Raw genomic sequence first — 18,004 nt, 5'->3', positions numbered from 1 at the left:
GGACTGGGTCGTCCAGCGCATGGCCGGATGCCACCATGCAGCCCCGTATCGTGCGGGTGCAGTGCCTGGCCGAGCCTGCTGCTGCCGGGGTTGGCACTGGGGAAGTCGGGCGTGAATCAGGTTCTACCTTCCCGTAGCAGTTGGCGGTCGCGGTGCTGCACATAGTTCATGATGCGCTGTTCGAACGCTGGGGTCATGTTCAGGAACTGGATGCCGACGGGGCGCACCGGCTGCCTCACCTTGTTGCTGCGGATGGCGCCAACGAATCGGACTTGCGCCTCGCTGGCCAGTTCCACACCGTCCAGGTCGAAGCGCACCAGAGGAATGTATTCGCCTTGGGTCAGAGCGAAATCCGTGGGTGAGGTGAGCAGGATGCGCATGCCGCTGCCACTGAGATCGTGACATTGCCCCTGGACGGGGCGGGCGCCGCGGCGTTGCAATTCAACCTGTCCGGCATCGCCAGCATTCACCAACACACGGTAGTAGCTGCGTCGCTGCAGGTAATAGGTGGTTTCGGGGTAGGCGATGCGTAGCGCACCATAGCCTTCCCAGTCGACAGCCTGAATCAAGTGACTCTGAAATCCGACGTAAACCCCATCCGAGCGTCCCAGGCAGAAAAAGGGCTGACCTTCGGCCACGCGCCTGCTGCCGTGCGCGGGGTTGAGCTCGTCAATGATGAGTTCTTCATTCTTCCGGTCGATGTGCAGCAGCAGCGAGGTGAACTCCTCGGCGTGTTCGCTCGGAATCACGGCCAGTGCGTCGCGGGTTCGGGCAATCTTGCCCAGAACATGTTCGGCTTTCTGGTGCGTGGTCAGACGGAACTCGTCTTTGAACAGCTTGTTGGCAACCTCACGCATCTTCGCACTTGGGAATGGGTTTAGATTCCCAGGCTGTCAGACCAGGCCAGAGCTTCCAGGTGAGAAGAGGTGACGCGCCGGCGGCTCAGACCCAACAAGCTGATGTGAAGATCGACATCCATCCAGCTCTGTTGTTCGCAGGCTTCGACAATCTGCAGGTATGGCCCGAAAGTGCCATGATGACGCTTCAGGGCCATGGTGATGGACTCAGACAGGGAAATTTCCTCGAGTGCCTTGTCCAACGGCACGCCGAGCATGACGTCGAGCATGGAGAACACGCCAACGACAAATGCGTTGTCGGCATCTTCCGCCGAAAGGGAGCCTTGCACCAGGAGCTCCATCATGCGGCCGCGTGTGATGGCGTTGCCTGCGATGGCGGATGCGGCGCTGTTGCCCGGGGTTGTCGCCATCAACAGCACCAGCCAGCGGAACAGCTTCTTATAGCCCAGGATCATCACAGCATGGCGGAACGAGGTGATTTCCGACATCAGCCCAAATCCCGATGAGTTGATGTAGCGCAGCAGCTTGAACGACAGAGCCGGGTCGCGCTTGAGCACTTCTTCGATACGCGGAATCTCGGCTTGCTTGTTGACCAGGTTGATGAGCTGCAGGACCGTGGAGTAGGCCGGGTTAAAGACCTTGGCGCTCACGGTCTGTGGTCGGGCGAAGTAATAGCCCTGGAACAAATGGAAACCCGCGTCGAAGAATTCACGGAAAGCTTGAACCGTTTCCACTTTCTCGGCAATGAGTTTGAGGTTGCGCAGGTGCTCGACCTTGCGCATCAGTGCAGGAACGACGCCGACCGGCAGTGCTTGCACATCCACCTCCAGGAAGCTCAGCGTCGGCAGCCATGCCGCATAGGGGGCCGTTGCCGCAAAAGTGCCCGCTGCCAACCGAAAACCACGTTCGCGTAGCGCCAGCATACGGGGCAGCGCCTCGGCAATGAGCTGCGCATCATCACGCGTGGCGCGCGGCAACTCAAGCACGATGCGTTCAGGATGCACGATGTCGAAATGCTCACCGCTCAAGTCATCCAGCCGCACATTGATGAAGGCCAGCTTGTCGCCAAACAGATTTTCCGAAGAGATGTTCGACAGCGCGTTGAACAGGAAAGCGGTGTCGGAGGCGCGCGTGTGGGTGGCGGGCGCCTCCGTACTGGTGGCCGTGGCGCGCGACAGTAACTCGTAACCTGTGATGTGCTGCTGCCGGTCGACGATCGGCTGGCGTGCGATATAGGTGTAACTATCGTCGTTACTGACAGCAGCCTGCTCGCTGACGATGCTTGGCGATGTCGATTGGGCAGATGATTCGGCGGGTGTCTGCATGCTGAAATGGTGCTGGGATGCTGGCGATGTGAGGAAGTTTCAGTTCGGTTTCGATGCTATCAGCCCGCAGCCCCGCCGCAGTGGCCAGACTCGATCGGGTGTTCGTGCGGCTCAGGCCGTCCAGGTTTTGAGCCAGGCATCGAGGTGGTCTTCCATCATCCAATGGGCCAGTACCTTGGCGCGCAATGCGTCGCCCTGGGCGCGCATTGCGGCGCGGTCGGCGATGGCGTCGCGCAGGGCGCGACTCCAGTCGCGGAAGCGATTGGCCACGCGGGTCACCGGGAAATCCCCCTGATAAGGCAGCAGATCCGAGCAGATCACCGGATAGCCAAGGATGCCGTATTCAAGAAGGCGCAAATGACTCTTGGCTGCGTTGAACGCATTGTCTTCAAGGGGAGCGACAGCGAGGTCCAGATCCAGGCTGGAGAGCTTGGCCGCGTACTGGTCCAGCGGCACGCCCGGGTGAAATTCCTTCACCAGCGGCTTGAGTGCCTCCGGGCACAGGCCGAAGAACACCCAGTCCACCTCGGCGGCTGTTTCCCGCACGACATCGACGATGAGTTCCAAATCTCCGGTGTGCCCGATGCCGCCCGCCCAGCCCACACGCGGCCGGGCTCGCTCGGCGCGAACCGGCTGCAGGGCACCCCAGCGCGCGGCTTCCAGATAGTTGGGCATGACCACCACCTCGTCACTGAATCCGGCATAGGCCTTCGCCAGTGGCTCGGTGGCCACGACCAAGCGGTTGCACAGGCCGGCAGCCTTGCGGAAGCGCTTGGCGATGTCTTTATGGATGCTACTTTTGTGCACGCTCTTGAGCGGTAGATTGGTGATGAGATCGTCAATCTCGAACACGCGAAATGCCTTGCTGGTGCGCGCGTGTCGTTCCAGCGCCTCGATCTGCGGCCATTCCATCTGGCGTTGCACCACCAGGCTGTCGGGCTGCATGCGCTCCATTTCCGCGGGCTCGTACAGGCGCATGGTTTCCCAGCCCTGAGTGACGCCAGCGCGGTTGAGCGCACGCATCGGCGCGATGATTCGATACTCGCCGCAACCTTCGCGGTCAGCGGGGTGTACCAGGATGCGCGGACACGGGCGCCAGGCCGGATCCCAGCTCAGGGGCGGCTGATCTTCCAGCAGAAAGTCGGTGCTGGCCAGGCTGAGGTGGCGGTTGTAGGCCGGGTCGTAGGCCAGCTTCGGCAGCCATTTGGCGTACATCGCATCCTTCTCGGCAGCAAAGCGCCTGAGCTTGGCCTCGTCCGGCTTGGCTTGGAGAAAAGCGCCGGGCCGCCCCCAGGTTTTCTCACCCCCTCGTGGGGCGGCCGCCGCCTGCGGCGGGCTGGCGGCCTCTTGTTCCACCTTGCCCTTCTGGCTTGCCGAACCTTCGTGCATCAACAGGGCATACGGCGTCCAGACGATGCGCAGCCCGGCCTCGCGCACCTTCAGACACAGGTCGATGTCGTTGTATGACACCTTGAAGTCGTTTTCGTCAAGTCCGCCGACCTGATCAAACACGCTCTTGCGCACGAGCAGGCAGGCACCCGTGACGGCGGAATAGTTCTGCGTCAACTGGGCGCGACCGAAATAACCGCGGTCTTCCGGTGCGCGGGCGATGAAGGGATGTTCGGCCGGACCCCGCATGCCGAGGATGACGCCGGTATGCTGGATCTTGCCGTCCGGGTACAGCAGCTTGGCGCCGACGATGCCCACGTCCGGGCGCAAGGCATGGCCCATCATTTCGTCGAGCCAGTCTTCGTGCAGCACCGCCGTGTCGTTGTTCAGCAGCAGCAGATAGTCGCCGCGCGCCGCGCGCGCCGCGGCGTTGTTCATGGCCGAGAAATTGAACGGGCCGGGCTGGCGGATCACGCGCAGACGGTCGCCGAGTTCGGCTTCCTTGGCCTCGATCGCGGCCAGGTAGTTGCGTGCATCGTCGGCCTGGCTGTCGTTGTCGATGATGAGGATTTCATAGCGCGGCCAGCGCGTCTTCTCGATCAAGGACTCGATGCAGCGCTGCAGCATGGGCAACTGGTCGCGCGTCGGCACCAGAATGGACACCAGCGGCCTGGCCTCGGGCAAGGGCCACTGCACGCGGAACGCGGGCGGGAAAGGTCCGGGCTGGACCGCCGCAGCGATGCCCAGGCGCTGGAAATGCCGCTCCAGCGCAGCCTGGCCCGCGGCCAGAATCTCCGGGACCGATTTGCGCGTGTGCCCGGAACCCTGCAGCCGGTGGTACAGCACCTCGGGCACATGGCCGATGGCCGCATCGGCGTCGTGCCCCCAGGAGATGGCTGCGCCATCTCCGCCCCCCTCGGGGGGCAAGGAAACTTGGGACGGCCCTGCGTTTCCTTGCGCGCCCCTGGCCTGCAGATGCTCCCAGGCGCGCAGCGCGAGGTCGTAATCCTCGGCGCCTTCGTGCGCAGCGTCGAATCCCCCCAGAGCCGCGAACAGGTCGCGCCGGACCAGCATCAGGCCGCCGACATAGGGCAGGCTGCGCAGGTAATCCAGATTGAAATCCGGCTTGCAATGCGGGTTCACATGCTGGCCGTCGGGCGTGATGTTGTCCTCGTCGGTATAGACCAGTTGCCATTCCGGATGCTCGCGCACGGCATGGGCGATGCGGAACAGCGCGTCGGGCGCGAGCTGGTCGCCGGCGTCGATCAGGCCCAGCCAATCCGCGCCGCTGTCTTTCAGCGCTTGGTTGGCCGCATGCAGCAATGCAACGGCCGATTCCGCTTGCGGAAGGTTCAGAGCCTGTGCGCCGAGCCACTGCGCGTCGAGGCTGGCGGCCGTGGCCTGGGCAGGCTGGGTGGCATGCGGGAGCAAGGCGAGGGCGAATCGCGGCAGCGGCGGCTTGGCGCTGGTCCAGCTGCCGATGGTCTGCAGCGCCCAGTCCTTTTCCCGAGGCAGCCAGCGGCCTTCGGGCAGCCAGGGCTGGATGGGCCGCGGAGGTTCGGCCAGGATGTTGCCGGCGGTATCGGCAATCTGAAAGCCGGCTTTCTCGGCGCTCAGCGCGAACAAGCGCTCCACGGCATGCGCCAAGGTCGCATCGGCCTGGCCTTCCTCCGCGTCGAAATCGGCTTCGCTCAGATTCAGCGCCAGCAAGGGATCCAGCGCCTGGGGGCGGCACCAGAACATGGACCCGGCGAAATAGCCATGGCGCGAGACATCGGGGGCGATGCCCATGCGTTGTGCCAGCCCGGCCAGGCGTGGCAGATTGGGGTCGCCGCGCAGGCCGAGCCAGAAGCCCGAAGGCCCGATCAATCCAAGCCTGGGGTTACGCGCGAAAGCGGACTGGACCTGCAGCGGCGCTCCCAGCAGCGCGGCCACCAGTTCCTGGCGCCAGCGATCACCGTCCCGGTGCTGGAGAAACGGGATCTGGATGTTCTGGACTTCGCGTAGATGGGGGGATTTTTTGCCGTGAAGAAACAGCAACTGGCCGTAACGCTTCGTGCGTGCATGGCGCAACAAGGCCAGGCGCGGCGCGATGTCGCGGCCCCGGTTGGGGTGGCTGAGAACAAAAGCCTGCGGGGCGTCGCGCGCGATGTCGTCCAGAACATCCTCACGCCCCGCGCTGAGCGAGACATACAGATCCTTGGGCTCGGGCAGCGCGGCCAGCATCCGGGCGAATTCGGGCCAGAGTTCGGGGTAGTAGAGGTGCAGCAGGACGGCCGTTCCCGTGCCTTGCTGCTGGCCGGCGCGCAACACGCGGGCTTCGGCATGGCCGGCCGCGGACGCCGGCATGGCTGCGCGGGTGGGAATGAACACGCGGGATTCGGCGGGTTGCGGGCGGGCGCGATAAAAAATCTGCAGGCTGATGAGCTGCTGGTACTCGTCGGCATCGACGTTCTTGAGCACCAGATGCTCGGTTTCGAGGTTGGCGGGAAAGGCGGCTGGGCGCGGGGTCTGGAAAAAACGGCTGTCGGGTCCGTAGCTGACGGCCTCGACCGTATACCCCGTCTGCTCCAGCATGCGCTGGCCCTCGTCGCGGGTGAAGAACCGCAGATGGGTGATGTCGAGAATGCCGGATGGCTCGTAGGTCAGGCGGCCCTCGGCCAGCTCGTTGAGCAGCCAGAGGTTGCGGGCGTTGGGAAGGCTGATCAGGACCTGCGCGTCCCCGGACAGCCAGGGCCGCAGGGCGTGCAGCGCGCGCCATGGATTGCGCATGTGCTCGAGGACATCGGCCAGAACCAGGGTGTCGAGGCTCGCGGCCTGCAGTCCCTGGGCCGCCAGATCGACGTCTTCCAGCAAGCCCGGCATGACACGGTGATAGTGCGCCTGCGCCTGGCGCGCGACATGGGGGTTGGCCTCGATGCCCCAGAGTTCCACTTTGGGGAATTGCCGTTTGAGCCAAGCCCCCATCGCGCCGGATGCGCAGCCGACGTCGAGGACTCGGCGTGGTGGTTGCCGCAATAGACTCAGCAGATCAGCGCGTGGGTTGCTGTGATAAGCCCCGATCCCGGTCTCTTCAGCGCTGTCGATGGACTCCCAAAGATGGGTCTGGCTCGATGTCATGTGTCAGATGTATTGGAACAGGCTGAGCCCTTGCACCTGGACGAAAGCCTTTTGCGCCGCCTGCAGCGCGGTGAGGCTTTGCTGGTACTGGGAGATGACCTGAGGGTAGTTGATGTCGGCCAGTTGCGACTGCTGGGTTTGCAGTTGCAGGGTCAGGCTGGCGTTCTGGGTTTGCACCGCCTGCGCCTGCTGCAGCCGGCTGCCGATGGAGGCCTGGGCACTGAGCAGATGGGTCTGGTTCTGGTCCAGACTGGCCAGGACATTGCTGATGGCCTGGGCGCGCTGGGCATTGGCGCCGGGGGTTTGCGCCGTGGTGGTGAACGCCTGCTGCAGCGCCTGGAAGGTGGCGAACAGGCTTTGCGGACCGGCGCCCGCGATGGTGAACGTGTCTCCTGCCGCAGGCGTGCCCTGGATGGGGACGCTGATGGCCGCGCCACTTCCCGGGGGAAGGGCGATGCTCATGCCGTTTGTGTATGTGCCGCTGCTGACCACCCCGGAGCCGGCCATGCCCGAACCGGTGCCGCTGGTGACGGTGTAGCTGATGGTGCCGCCGCTGGCCATCGTGCCGCTGAAGCTGATCTGGTACTGCGTGCCGTCGACCAGCAGCACCTGCTGGGCCAGCGCCGGGTTGCTGACGCTGCCCGGGCCGGCGGTGGCATTGCCCGTGTTGCCGCCGGACGCGGCCACGGAGAACTTGCCGTTGCCGCCGGGCACGTTCATGAACAGCGCATTGCCGGGGTCGCTCACGGAGGTTTGAAGGCTGGGGCCAAGGGCCAGCTGGTTCTGGCTGCCGTCGCCCAGATACTGCACCTGGCCATTGGGCTGCAGGGAAAACGGCTGGGCCTGGCTCTTGCTGCCGGCGAAGAGATAGTTGCCCTGGCCGTCCTGGGTATTGCCGTACTGCACCAGCTGCTGCAGATAGCCCTGCATGGTGGCGGAGGCGTTTTGCAGATCCTGCGTGTTGACGGTTCCGTTGTTCATCTGCACGGCGAGTTGCCGCACCTGGTCGACCAGGGTGCCCACGCTTTGCAGGGTGGAGCTTTCAAGCTGCAGCGCGTTCTGCGCGTTCTGGCCGTTCTGCTGGTAACTGGCCAGGCGGTTGATCTGCCCGGTGAGCGTGACGTTCTGTGCCGCGGCCACGGGTTGGTCCGACGGGTTGACCAGGGCGTTGCCGGTCGACAGCTGCTGGCTCAGGGTATTGAGCGTGTTCTGCTGGTTGAGGATGCCGCTCAGGCTGGCGGCGTAGAACTGCGGTGTGCTGATGCGCATGACGTGCTCCCCGGCTCGCTCTACAGCGCCTGGATCAGCGACTGGAACAGGCTGTTGCCGACCTGGATGGCCTTGGCTGCGGCCTGATAAGCCTGCTGGTACTGAATGAGGTTTGTGGCCTCTTGGTCAAGATTCACGCCGGAAACAGATTGCTGCGCCGCGCTTGCCTGTTGCACCACGGCTGCTGCTGCGGACAACGAGCTTTGCGCTTGGCTGCCTTGGCTCGCAACCTGACTGACGAGTTGACCGTAGGCACCCTCCAACGAGGTTGTGCCGCCGTTCAAGGATTTGGCCGTTTGCAGTGCAGCCATGGCCTGGGCGTTGTTGCCATTGCCTGGGCCACTGGGCGTGAGAGTAAAAGCATCGCCGGATGCGGCGGTGCTGCCGCTCAAGGTGACCTGCCACTGCCCCCCTGGGGGGGTGTTCGGGTAGTTGATGCCGAGGGTCGTACCGCTGGTGCCCAGGGTCAGGTTCCCTGAGCCGACCACGCCGGATGTGGCGCCGCTGCCCGATGTGACCTGAAAGGTGACCGTGCCGCCGCTGACTCCGCTGCTGGTGAGTGTGAGCTGCAGTGGCACGGGCGGACTGGCGAGCGTGTTCGAGAGATTGACGCTGGCGCTGCCGCTCGTGGCTGTAAAGCTGCCCGCAGATAGTGTCAGATTGCCGAGGTTGGAGTTGACCAGCACGCCACCGCTTTGAACGGATCCAGCACTGCTGACATAGGGCGAGGCTGCAGCGATGGTGGATGGGGCCGTCAAGAGCGACTGGAAATTCAGCGCGCCGTAACGCGTGGGTTCAATCAGAAAACTGTCACCATTCTTTGGCGTGCCACTGGCTTGGGTGAGTTGCACACCATCGAAGCTCAGGGGCAAGGTGCTGCCCGAGGTGATGACCTGCTTACTCGAGAGGTTCGTCACCGTCCAGTTTGTGCCGTCAAAGCGTGCCAGATAATCGGATGCGGTCAATCCGCTGGTGTTGACGATGCTGGCCGAAATCTGGGCGGAGCCGGTGTTGCTGCTGCTGGACAGAACTTGCGGATTCCCCGTCGAGAACATTGCCGCTCCGAACGTGCCGCTCAGGTTCAGCCCCTGCGCCTGTTGCGAATTCATGGCCTGCGCCAACCCATCGGCAATCTGCCCGAGAGCGTTCTGTGCCGGTTGCAGCACCTGGCTGCGGAACTGCAGCAGGCCACCGAGGTTGCCGCCTTGCAAGCCCGAGGAGATGATGGCGCCGCTACTGGCATATGCCACCTCGATCTGCGTCGGGTCATAGGAATTTGGTGCCGCCTTGAGCGCGTAGGACTGGTTGCCGGCCACCAAAACCTGACCATTCCCGGTGTACACATTCACCTGGTTGCCCTGTTGCAGCACGTTGATGCCGACCTGGGCCGAGAGTTGGGTGACCAGTTGGTTTTGCTGGTCGAGCAAGGTGTTGGGTGCCTGCCCCGAGCCCGACAGGTTGTTGATCTGGGTGTTGAGCTGGGCGATCTGCTGCGTCAAGCCGTTGATCGTGGTGATGCTCTGCCCGATTTGCTGGTTCACGCCGCTGGCCGCGTCCTGCAACTGCCGGGCCGAACCCTGCATGGCTTGAGCCAGTCCTTGCGTCTGGCTGATGAGGTTTTGGCGCGAGGGGATGTCCGATGGGTTGGCCGCCACTTGCGCGACGCCGCTGCCAAAGAATTGGTTGATTGCCGTACTCAGGCCCGAGCCGGTTCCAGCCAGCAGATTGACGATGGGTTGCAGTTGGGTGTTCAAGGTGTTGGCACCACTGGCCGTGGCCGTGGTGCTCCAGACCTGGGACTGCAGATAGCTGCTGTAGCTGCGAGTGACGGTTTCAACCTGGGTGCCGTTGCCCAGATACAGCCCGCCCAGCAGCGTGGGCGGCTGGGTGGACTGGATCGCCTGTTCACGGCTGTAGCCGGGGGTGTTGACGTTGGCAATATTGTTGCCCGTGACCTGCAGCGCCTCCTGCGCCGCTTGCAGGCCAGTAAGGGAGTTGCTGACGAGACCGCTGATGCCGGACATTTCAGCCTCGCCCCAGAGTTTGGCGCTGCGTGGAGGAATGGGAATGGCCGTAGGCCGGACCGTACACCGGCTCTGGCAGGCGCTGCGACGATTGCTCCAGTGCCTGCCGAATGGCTGCACTCCACACGGTCAGGGTGTGCTGCAATCCTTCATATTCCTGGCGCAGTGCGTTCACCCGCGCTGCGAGTTCGGTCGACACCGCAGGTTTGTCCCCGGCCTGTTGCCGGCGCGCTGTACAGCGATCAAGCTCGTCGAGCAGGGGTTGCCAGAGGGGTGCGAGCCAATCGGGTGTCGCTCTTGCGGCAGCGGATGCCGTTGAGGCTTGAAGCGCCAGATCGCCGTCCAGCAGGGCTTGCCGCTTCTGGCGCAGCACGTCGGTGAGCGCTGCAACCAAGCGGGCTTCGTCCAAGGGAGGGGTGTTCGTCATTGCTGCCGGGCCGGGAGTCGCTGGATTGCAGGTCGCGTGAGTCGGTGCTTTGGCTGTTCTAACGTCACCGTGCGGCCAAACTTGAGCCGTCCTGCAGGCCAAGCGCCGCGAGCGCCCCGCGCATGGTTGGGCTTTGCGCCACGGCCAGCAGTTTGCTGGCGTAATGCGGGTCGGTGGCGTAGCCACTGCGCTGCAAGGCTGCGGCAAAACCGGCAATATCGCCGCCTTGGCCGCGCACGTTCTGAAAGCGTGAAGAGCCGAGCAGCATCTGCGCGTAGTTCTGCACGCTGTCGGAGGCGCTCTGGTAGGCGCGGAAGGCGGCTTCGCCCAGGTGCGAGACCCCATCGCTCACTTCGCTGGTGATCGATGTCAATGTCCCACCTTGCCAACTGGCACCCGCCTTGATACCGAACAGGTTATTGCCTGGAGCGTGGCTGCCCCAACCCGTTTCCAGAGCTGCCTGGGCCAGAATTGCAATCGGGCTGACCTTCAGCGCCGTGGCCGCCGACTGCACGCTGGGCAGGATGGACTGGATGAAAGCCTGCGCCTTGTCCAGTAGCGTGGGCGGGGCTGTGTCGCCCTCGGACGTTTGCGTCCCATTGCCTGGCACGTGCGTGATCGCAACGGCGCTGCCTGGACGGACTGTGCCGCGCGGCGGCGTCGCGGTGGTTGCGGATGCAGTGGTGGCGCGGGGCCGTGGTGTCGACTCGGCGGCCTGCGGCAGAGCGCCGGGCATGTTCGTGCCGGATGTCGGGCCGCTCGCCTTGCCCGGGTGGACTGGGTGTGCAGTGCCGTAGCGCGTGGCCAGTTCCTTGGCCAGGAAGCTGGCCAGACCAATGCCTTGCCCCTGGCTGATGGTGGTGGCGATCTGCTGCGTGAAGAGTGACTTGAACATCGGCCCGGAAGTGTCACCGAGCAGATCGGGACCAAGGCTGGTGGCGTTCATCACGGTGAGCATCTGCTGCATCAGCAGCGCCTCGAACTGCTGCGCCACGGCCTTGATCGCCTGCGGGTTGTGCGGGTCGGCCTTGGCTGCGGCTGAAAGCTGGTTCAGCCCCTGGAACGAGAGGCTGTTGGCGGCCGCTGGAATTGTTGGCGGCAGAGGGGTCAGGGGCAGGATAGGGGTTTGCATCGCCGGCCTCAGATCACGTCGAGTTGCGCATGCAGGGCTCCTGCGGCCTTCATCGCCTGCAGGATGGCGATCAGGTCATTTGGCGTGGCGCCCACGGCATTGAGGGCACGCACGACAGCTTCCAGCGTCACGCCAGGGTTGAACATCAGCAAGTTGGCCTTGTCCACCTTCGCTTTCACGTTGGTCGTCGGTACCACGGCGGTCTGCCCGGCACCAAGCGGGTTGGGCTGACTCACCTCATATTGGGTGTTGATCGTCACCGACAAATTGCCGTGCGCCACCGCGCAGGACCCCAGCGTCACGTTCTGCCCCAGCACCACGGTTCCACTGCGAGCGTCGATCACCACCTTGGCTGGCGGGGTTTCCGGGGAGACGTCGAGCGCTTCCAGACTGCCTAGAAAACCGGTACGCGCACCCGGATTGGCGGGTGCGCTGACTTGCACCATGCCCGCATTCAAGGCCACGGCCGTATTGGCGCCATATTGCTGGTTGATGCGGTCGGCAATGCGACTTGCCGTGCCGAAGCTCGGGGTATTGAGCGCCAGGGTGAGCGGCCCGGGCTGGTCGAAATGATTGGCGACCGCGCGTTCCACGGTGGCGCCGTTGGCCACCGTGCCCGCAGTGAGAAAGTTGACTTGTGTGGTGTTGCCCCCCGATGAGGCACCAAAACCGCTGACCACCACATTGCCCTGCGCCACCGCGTAAGTCTGGCTGTCGGCGCCTTTGAGCGGAGTCATCAGCAAGGTGCCTCCGGCGAGGCTGGATGCATTGCCAACGGCCGAGACCGTGACGTTGATGGTCTGTCCAGGTTGAGAGAAGGGCGGAAGCTGGGCGGTCACGATCACCGCGGCCACGTCCTTGGGCTGCAGGTTCGACGCCACGCTCGGCGGCAGATTGATGCCCAGACGCTGGAACATGTTGAGCAGCGACTGGGTCGTGAAAGGGACCTGGGTCGCCTGATCGCCGGTACCCGACAGGCCCACCACCAGCCCGTAGCCCACCAGCTGATTGACCCGCACGCCTTGCACGCTGGTGAGGTCGCGAATCGCCATGGCCTGGGCCGTCGTGCCGGCAGCAAGCAGGGTCAGGGCGAACAGCAGCCGGTTCAGAAGGCCGGAACGCGAGCGAGATGGTGCGCTTAGGGTTTGCATGAGATCGTGTTGGTCACGTGCCGTTCAGAACGGCCATAGCGAGAGGAAGAAACTGGTCAACCAGGGCACCTTGGCCGCGGCGTAGACGCTGCCGTTGCCGCTGTATTCGACGCGAGCATTGGCAATCTGTGTGCTGGAAACGGTGTTTTGCGGTGAGACGTCGGCCGCGCGCACGACGCCGACCACGCGAACGAATTCGTGTCCGCCGTTGAGCATCACTTCCTTCTGGCCGGAAATTTCCAGGTTGCCGTTGCTCATCACCTGAACCACAGTGGCTTGCAAGGTGGTGGTGAAGGTGTTGCTTTGCGCGGTGGCGCCGTTACCGCCGAACTTCTGTGCCGAGGTGGCGCCAATGCTGGGGCTGTATGCACCGAGGGTTGGAACGACGCCGAAAAAGCTGGTGAGACCGGCACTCACGCTGTCGGACTTGTTGATGGTGGTGTTGGTGGACTTGGTGGCGTTGGCATTTTCCTGGATCAACACCGTGATCAGATCGCCCACGCGGTGCGCGCGCGTGTCCTCGAACAAAGTCACGTTCGTTCCAGGTTGCCAGATCGAGCCATTGGCGGTGTGCGCGTTCATGGCCTCGGGCATCGCCGGAACGGGCAGGGGCTTGAGCTGTTCGTCGGCCATGTGGCCGGGCATGTCGGCGCAAGCGCCGAGCAGCAGCGCCAGCAACGATACGACAACAGTGCTGACATGGGTGCGCATATGCGGAGCCAGCTCAGATGTTCTGCTCGGCGTACTGCAGCATCTGGTCAGAAGCCTGCACTGCTTTGCTGTTGATCTCGTAAGCGCGCTGCGTGGAGATCATGTCCACCAGTGCAGAGACCACGTTCACGTTCGACGATTCGAGATAACCCTGTTGCACCGAACCCAGGCCATTGAGTGTGGGCTGACCGGTATTGGGGCTGCCAGAGGAACCCGTTTGCAGATAGAGGTTGGTGCCTACGCTTTGCAGCCCCGTGGGGTTGACAAAGCTGGCGAGCTGCAAGGTGCCGACCTGCTGCGGCGCCGCTTGCCCAGGCAAGGTGACTGACACCGTGCCATCGTTGCCAATGGTGATGCTCTGTGCACTTGCAGGAATGGTGACGGTGGGCTGTATCAGGTAACCGTTGGACGTGACGAGCTGCCCCTGGTTGCTGAGTTGGAAGGTCCCGTCCCGGGTGTAGGCAATGGTGCCATTAGGCTGCAGCACCTGAAAGAACCCCTGACCGTTGATGGCCACGTCGAGCGAGTTGCCGGTTTGCGTCAGATTGCCCTCGGTCATCAGCCGTTCGGTGGCGATCGGGGTCACGCCCGTGCCGAGTTGCAGGCCCGAAGGGTATTGCGTGGTCTGCGATGACTGCGCCCCGGGCTGTGTCAGGTTTTGATAGAGCAGGTCCTGAAACACGGTCCGCGCACTCTTGAAGCCCGTGGTGTTGACGTTGGCCAGATTGTTGGAAATCACATCCATGCTCGTCTGCTGGGCTTGCAGACCGGTGGCGGCGATATAGAGGGAGCGAATCATGGGAGAGGTCTCATTCGAAGGGCGTCGATAAGGACAGGACTTGAGGCGAAGCCGCCATCAGCTCACATTCAGCAACTGCGTTGCGGCCTGCTGGTTCTGGTCCACCGTCTGCATCAATTTGGTTTGGATTTCGAAGGCGCGGGAGTTGTCGAGAATCTGGATCATGGCCTGTACCGGATTGACGTTGCTGCCTTCAAGCGCACCCACGTCCAGTTGCATTGAACCATCCTGCTGGGCGGGGCCCTTGGTGTCGCGGAACAGGCCGTCGGCCCCACGTTGCATTTGCGTGGCAGGCGGATTGACGAGTTGGATGCGGTTGACCACAACCAAGGCGTTGGGCTGGCCACCGACAGGTACGCCGGAGATGGTGCCGTCGGCGCCGATCTGCACCGATTGCAGCGGCGGCAGTGAAATCGGTGCGCCTCCCTGGCCGAGAACCGGGTGACCGTCGCTCGTGCTCAGGATGCCGCTGCTGGATACCTGCAGATCGCCGTTGCGGGTGTAGGCTGCATCGCCGTTTTGGGCCTGCACCGCAATCCAACCGGGCCCCTTGATCGCGACATCGAGATTGCGCCCGGTGTGATTGACCGGACCTTCCTGGAAGTCAGCACGATTGCCTTGCGTGGTCACGTAGGCATTGCTCGGCAGTGGTTCGCCATACACGGGCAAGGCGCGAAACTGGGCCTCCGCTGCGCGGTAGCCGGTGGTGTTGACATTGGCCAGATTGTTGGTGACCACGTCCTGCCGCTGCAGGATGGCGCGAGCGCCGTTGGCGGCAATCCAAAGGGTATCCATGAGTCAAGTTTCGGTCGGGCTTGCAATTGAATCGAAGAGCCACCCCAAGGATCGCGATTCGATTGGGGCTGGCACCGCTTGCGGCGTTCTGGGGCTGCTCGCTTACAAAGTAAGCAAGGTCTGGACCACCTGATTCTGTGTCTTGATGGTCTGGGCATTGGCTTGGTAGGCCTGTTGAGCGACGATCAGATCGACCAATTGTGTCGACAAGTTGACGTTGGACTGTTCCACTGCGCTGGCCTGGAGCGTGCCCAATCCGTTGGAACTGGGTTGTCCGGTGAGCGGTTGGCCAGACTGGTAGGTCGCAGCGTAGTAATTGTTGCCCACGCGCTGCAGATTCTGCGGTGCTGCGAAGTTGGTCAGCGTGATCTGGCCCAGGATGGACGACTGGCCGTTGCTGTAGACGCCATAGACCACCCCACCGGGGTTGATGGACAGATTGCTGAGCTGGCCGACGCCATAGCCGTTATCGGTGATGCTGCTCACCGCCGACGGCGCGCTGTAATTGGTCGAGCCGGCGAAATTGAGGGCAATAGTGCTGCTCGAAGCGCCATCGGCCCAGTTCAGCCCGGCAATGGTGCCGCTGACCGTGCCGCTGACGGCTCCGGCGGACGTGAACGGCAAGGTTCCGAACGATCCTGAGGTGGTGCCTCCCGAGGCCGTTGTGCCGTTGGCCGAGTAGTAGACGTTCCAGGTTGGTGTCGCACCGGAGGTGAGCTGGTAGTAGCTCGTCAGTAAATGCGATGCCCCCAGGCTGTCATAAACCGTCGTACTCGTCGAGTAGTTGTAGCTGGTGGGGTCGTTGATGTTGAATGCCGTGCCGCTGGCAATCGGCGTGGCTCCGGCGTCCAGATTGAGGCCGATGCTCAAGCCTGATGTCGCTTGCGGCGCCAGGATTGTTGCCGTGACGCGCAACGGACCGGCACCCCCGGTCAGCGCGCCGCTCACGGCAGGGGTGCCGATGAGCTTGCCGCCCGCAGCATCCACGATATGGCCGTTTTGATCGATCTGGAACTGGCCGTTGCGACCGTAGACGGTTGCGCCGTTGTAGTTGAACTGGAAAAAACCCGTGCCGTTGATGGCGACGTCCAGCGGGTTGCTGGTGGTCTGGATATTGCCCTGCGAGAATTGTTGGGCCACGGTCTGCACGGTCGTGCCAATACCGATCTGCCCAGCAGCTGGTGCGGTCCCTGCAATCGCCGAGGCGTAGGCGTCGGCGAACTGAGCGTTCGACTCCTTGAAGCCCACGGTGTTGGCGTTGGAAATATTGTTGCCCATCACCTGCAGGTCGGTGGAGGCGGCTTGCAGGCCAGAGAGTGCCGTTTGAAAAGTGCTCATCGATATCCCCGGATGGGTGGTGTGCGGTGCTGTACTGGGATGCTTTGCCGGCGCTTACATCACGCCTTGAATGCTCGCAAGTGGAATCGTGCCGCTCTGACCTTGAATTTGCAGGGCGGGGCCACTGCTGGCGTTCAGGTACACCGACTGCACCTTGCCTGTCCCGAAGGGAATCGCGGCCACGCTCTGGCCGCCAGAGTCCGTCGCCTGAACGTTGAAGCTGTAATTGCCGGCTGGAGCGGGTTTGCCGCTGGAATCGGTTCCATTCCAGTTGAACGTTTGCACGCCGGTAGGCAAGGCTCCGAGCTGCAAAGTCTGGATGACTTGTCCCGCGCTGTTCTGAATCTGAACCTGCACGTTCTGCGCGGCGTTGGCCAGGGTGAAGCCCCCGGCGGTGCCGCCACTTGCTCCCAGACTGACCGAGTTGTTGTCGAACACCACGTTTTGCCCGACCAGATTGGCGGCTTGAAGACCTTGCGACTGCGCCAGTTGCGCGGTCAGCGCTGCCATGGATTGCTGGATGGACTGCACCCCGCTGGCGGTGCTGAACTGCGCCAATTGCGCCGACAAGTCTGAATTGCTCATCGGGTTGAGTGGGTCCTGGTTGGTCAATTGCGTGACCAGCAGGTTGTAGAAGGTATTGACGTTGCTCAGTCCACTCACGCCGCTGGCGGAGGTGCCGCTGCTGCCGCTCGTCTGCAGCGATGAGAGAAAGGCGTTGCTGCCGATGGAAGGGATGCTCATGGTGTTGTCCTTCAAGCGTTCAGGCTCATTGGCCCAGGGCTAGGGTTTTGAGTAGCAGGTTCTTGGTGGTGTTCATCACGTTCACGTCGGCCTGGTAGGCGCGCGAAGCGGAAATCATGTTGACCATCTCGTCCACCGGGTTCACGTTCGGATAAGCCACATAGCCTTGCTTGTCGGCCAGCGGGTTGCCTGGGTCGTACACCAGCTTCATGGGCCCGGGCTTTTCCACCACACCGGCAACCTGCACACCGCTGACGCCTGCGGGCACCCCCGGGCCGTACAAAGGTTGCGCGGTGAACACGACTTCGCGGGTGCGGTAAGGCTGGCCGTTGGAACTCGTGGCCGAGTTGGCGTTGGCCAGATTGCTGGCCACGACATTGAGCCGATAGCTCTCGGCGTTCAGGCCGGAGTTGGCGACATCGAGTGCAGTGAACAGGGACATGGCAGGGATCGGCAGCCGGCGTTTGGAGTTCGGGTTCAGTTGCCAGTGATGGCTGAGGTCAGCGTCTTGATCTTGCCGGTGAGGAAGGTCAGATCGGCCTCGTACTGGATGCTGTTCTTTTGGAATGAGGCCTGTTCTCGGCTCATGTCGACCGAGTTGCCATCGAGCCTCACGGAATTGCCTGCCTGGTAGGCGACGAAGGCGGCAGCCGGATTCGCGGTCTGGGTGCCTTGTTGTTGGCCGGATTGCTCAACTTTCAGCACCAGGGAACCCTGGGTCTGGCCGGGCGTTTGTTGGAGCGCACTTTGAAGCGCAGCGGAGAAGTCAAGGTCCACAGCCTTGTAGTGAGGCGTATTGGCATTGGCCATGTTCGCCGCCAGCAGTTGCTGTCGATACGCGCGCAGGTCCAGCGCGGTTTGCAGCGGAGCGAATGCGCGGTCGAGGGCGGAGTTCATGGTCAGGTCGTGGCGGTGGATGCCAT

General features: G+C 63.1%; 15 protein-coding genes. All 15 read right to left on the bottom strand.

The features are described 5' to 3' along the window. Positions 1-116 precede the first annotated feature (116 nt). Complete coding sequence (locus ACYCUK_RS07860) at positions 117-857, bottom strand: flagellar brake protein (protein WP_461594240.1); 741 nt, start codon at positions 855-857, stop codon at positions 117-119. A gap of 20 nt (positions 858-877) precedes the next feature. After that, positions 878-2,182, bottom strand: coding sequence for an EAL and HDOD domain-containing protein (locus ACYCUK_RS07855; RefSeq protein WP_461594239.1), 1,305 nt, complete (start codon positions 2,180-2,182; stop codon positions 878-880). Between the two features lie 111 nt (positions 2,183-2,293). After that, positions 2,294-6,691: a rhamnan synthesis F family protein gene (locus ACYCUK_RS07850; protein ID WP_461594238.1), complete on the bottom strand. Its 4,398-nt coding sequence runs from the start codon at positions 6,689-6,691 to the stop codon at positions 2,294-2,296. Between the two features lie 3 nt (positions 6,692-6,694). After that, entirely contained in the window at positions 6,695-7,960 is a 1,266-nt protein-coding gene (gene flgL, locus ACYCUK_RS07845) for a flagellar hook-associated protein FlgL (protein WP_461594237.1), read from the bottom strand. Between the two features lie 20 nt (positions 7,961-7,980). Beyond that, positions 7,981-9,984 carry a flagellar hook-associated protein FlgK gene (gene flgK / locus ACYCUK_RS07840; RefSeq protein WP_461594236.1) on the bottom strand — a complete coding sequence of 668 codons (2,004 nt, stop codon included), beginning with the start codon at positions 9,982-9,984 and terminating at the stop codon, positions 7,981-7,983. A gap of 1 nt (position 9,985) precedes the next feature. Beyond that, positions 9,986-10,411, bottom strand: coding sequence for a hypothetical protein (locus ACYCUK_RS07835; protein ID WP_461594235.1), 426 nt, complete (start codon positions 10,409-10,411; stop codon positions 9,986-9,988). A 64-nt stretch (positions 10,412-10,475) separates the two neighbouring features. Further along, positions 10,476-11,543: a flagellar assembly peptidoglycan hydrolase FlgJ gene (flgJ, locus tag ACYCUK_RS07830; protein ID WP_461594234.1), complete on the bottom strand. Its 1,068-nt coding sequence runs from the start codon at positions 11,541-11,543 to the stop codon at positions 10,476-10,478. 8 nt (positions 11,544-11,551) lie between these two features. Beyond that, a complete protein-coding gene (locus ACYCUK_RS07825) occupies positions 11,552-12,694 on the bottom strand; it encodes a flagellar basal body P-ring protein FlgI (protein ID WP_461594233.1) in 1,143 nt (380 codons plus the stop codon). 24 nt (positions 12,695-12,718) lie between these two features. Next, the gene (locus ACYCUK_RS07820; protein ID WP_461594232.1) at positions 12,719-13,405 is read right to left on the bottom strand and encodes a flagellar basal body L-ring protein FlgH; all 687 of its coding nucleotides are present in this window, start codon (positions 13,403-13,405) and stop codon (positions 12,719-12,721) included. A 13-nt stretch (positions 13,406-13,418) separates the two neighbouring features. Then, complete coding sequence (gene flgG, locus ACYCUK_RS07815) at positions 13,419-14,204, bottom strand: flagellar basal-body rod protein FlgG (RefSeq protein ID WP_461594231.1); 786 nt, start codon at positions 14,202-14,204, stop codon at positions 13,419-13,421. 57 nt (positions 14,205-14,261) lie between these two features. After that, positions 14,262-14,999: a flagellar basal-body rod protein FlgF gene (gene flgF / locus ACYCUK_RS07810; protein WP_461594230.1), complete on the bottom strand. Its 738-nt coding sequence runs from the start codon at positions 14,997-14,999 to the stop codon at positions 14,262-14,264. Positions 15,000-15,101: 102 nt separating this feature from the next. Next, complete coding sequence (flgE, locus tag ACYCUK_RS07805; protein WP_461594229.1) at positions 15,102-16,337, bottom strand: flagellar hook protein FlgE; 1,236 nt, start codon at positions 16,335-16,337, stop codon at positions 15,102-15,104. A 54-nt stretch (positions 16,338-16,391) separates the two neighbouring features. Further along, positions 16,392-17,081, bottom strand: coding sequence for a flagellar hook assembly protein FlgD (locus ACYCUK_RS07800; protein WP_461594228.1), 690 nt, complete (start codon positions 17,079-17,081; stop codon positions 16,392-16,394). Between the two features lie 25 nt (positions 17,082-17,106). Next, entirely contained in the window at positions 17,107-17,523 is a 417-nt protein-coding gene (gene flgC, locus ACYCUK_RS07795; RefSeq protein ID WP_461594227.1) for a flagellar basal body rod protein FlgC, read from the bottom strand. 35 nt (positions 17,524-17,558) lie between these two features. Next, a complete protein-coding gene (gene flgB / locus ACYCUK_RS07790) occupies positions 17,559-17,978 on the bottom strand; it encodes a flagellar basal body rod protein FlgB (protein WP_461594226.1) in 420 nt (139 codons plus the stop codon). Positions 17,979-18,004: the final 26 nt, after the last annotated feature.

This window comes from Thiomonas sp. (genome assembly GCF_054608695.1).
Note: the sequence above shows the minus strand (reverse complement) of the source record. Positions and strands in the feature narration are given on the sequence as shown.

Excerpts from the sequence above, each read along its gene's own strand:
- ACYCUK_RS07855 (WP_461594239.1), bottom strand. The coding sequence starts at position 2,182 with ATGCAGACACCCGCCGAATCATCTGCCCAATCGACATCGCCAAGCATC.
- ACYCUK_RS07800 (WP_461594228.1), bottom strand. The coding sequence starts at position 17,081 with ATGAGCATCCCTTCCATCGGCAGCAACGCCTTTCTCTCATCGCTGCAG.
- flgF (WP_461594230.1), bottom strand. The coding sequence starts at position 14,999 with ATGGATACCCTTTGGATTGCCGCCAACGGCGCTCGCGCCATCCTGCAG.
- flgG (WP_461594231.1), bottom strand. The coding sequence starts at position 14,204 with ATGATTCGCTCCCTCTATATCGCCGCCACCGGTCTGCAAGCCCAGCAG.
- ACYCUK_RS07850 (WP_461594238.1), bottom strand. The coding sequence starts at position 6,691 with ATGACATCGAGCCAGACCCATCTTTGGGAGTCCATCGACAGCGCTGAA.
- ACYCUK_RS07860 (WP_461594240.1), bottom strand. The coding sequence starts at position 857 with ATGCGTGAGGTTGCCAACAAGCTGTTCAAAGACGAGTTCCGTCTGACC.
- flgB (WP_461594226.1), bottom strand. The coding sequence starts at position 17,978 with ATGAACTCCGCCCTCGACCGCGCATTCGCTCCGCTGCAAACCGCGCTG.
- flgJ (WP_461594234.1), bottom strand. The coding sequence starts at position 11,543 with ATGCAAACCCCTATCCTGCCCCTGACCCCTCTGCCGCCAACAATTCCA.
- flgK (WP_461594236.1), bottom strand. The coding sequence starts at position 9,984 with ATGTCCGGCATCAGCGGTCTCGTCAGCAACTCCCTTACTGGCCTGCAA.
- ACYCUK_RS07820 (WP_461594232.1), bottom strand. The coding sequence starts at position 13,405 with ATGCGCACCCATGTCAGCACTGTTGTCGTATCGTTGCTGGCGCTGCTG.
- flgC (WP_461594227.1), bottom strand. The coding sequence starts at position 17,523 with ATGTCCCTGTTCACTGCACTCGATGTCGCCAACTCCGGCCTGAACGCC.
- ACYCUK_RS07825 (WP_461594233.1), bottom strand. The coding sequence starts at position 12,694 with ATGCAAACCCTAAGCGCACCATCTCGCTCGCGTTCCGGCCTTCTGAAC.
- flgE (WP_461594229.1), bottom strand. The coding sequence starts at position 16,337 with ATGAGCACTTTTCAAACGGCACTCTCTGGCCTGCAAGCCGCCTCCACC.
- ACYCUK_RS07835 (WP_461594235.1), bottom strand. The coding sequence starts at position 10,411 with ATGACGAACACCCCTCCCTTGGACGAAGCCCGCTTGGTTGCAGCGCTC.
- flgL (WP_461594237.1), bottom strand. The coding sequence starts at position 7,960 with ATGCGCATCAGCACACCGCAGTTCTACGCCGCCAGCCTGAGCGGCATC.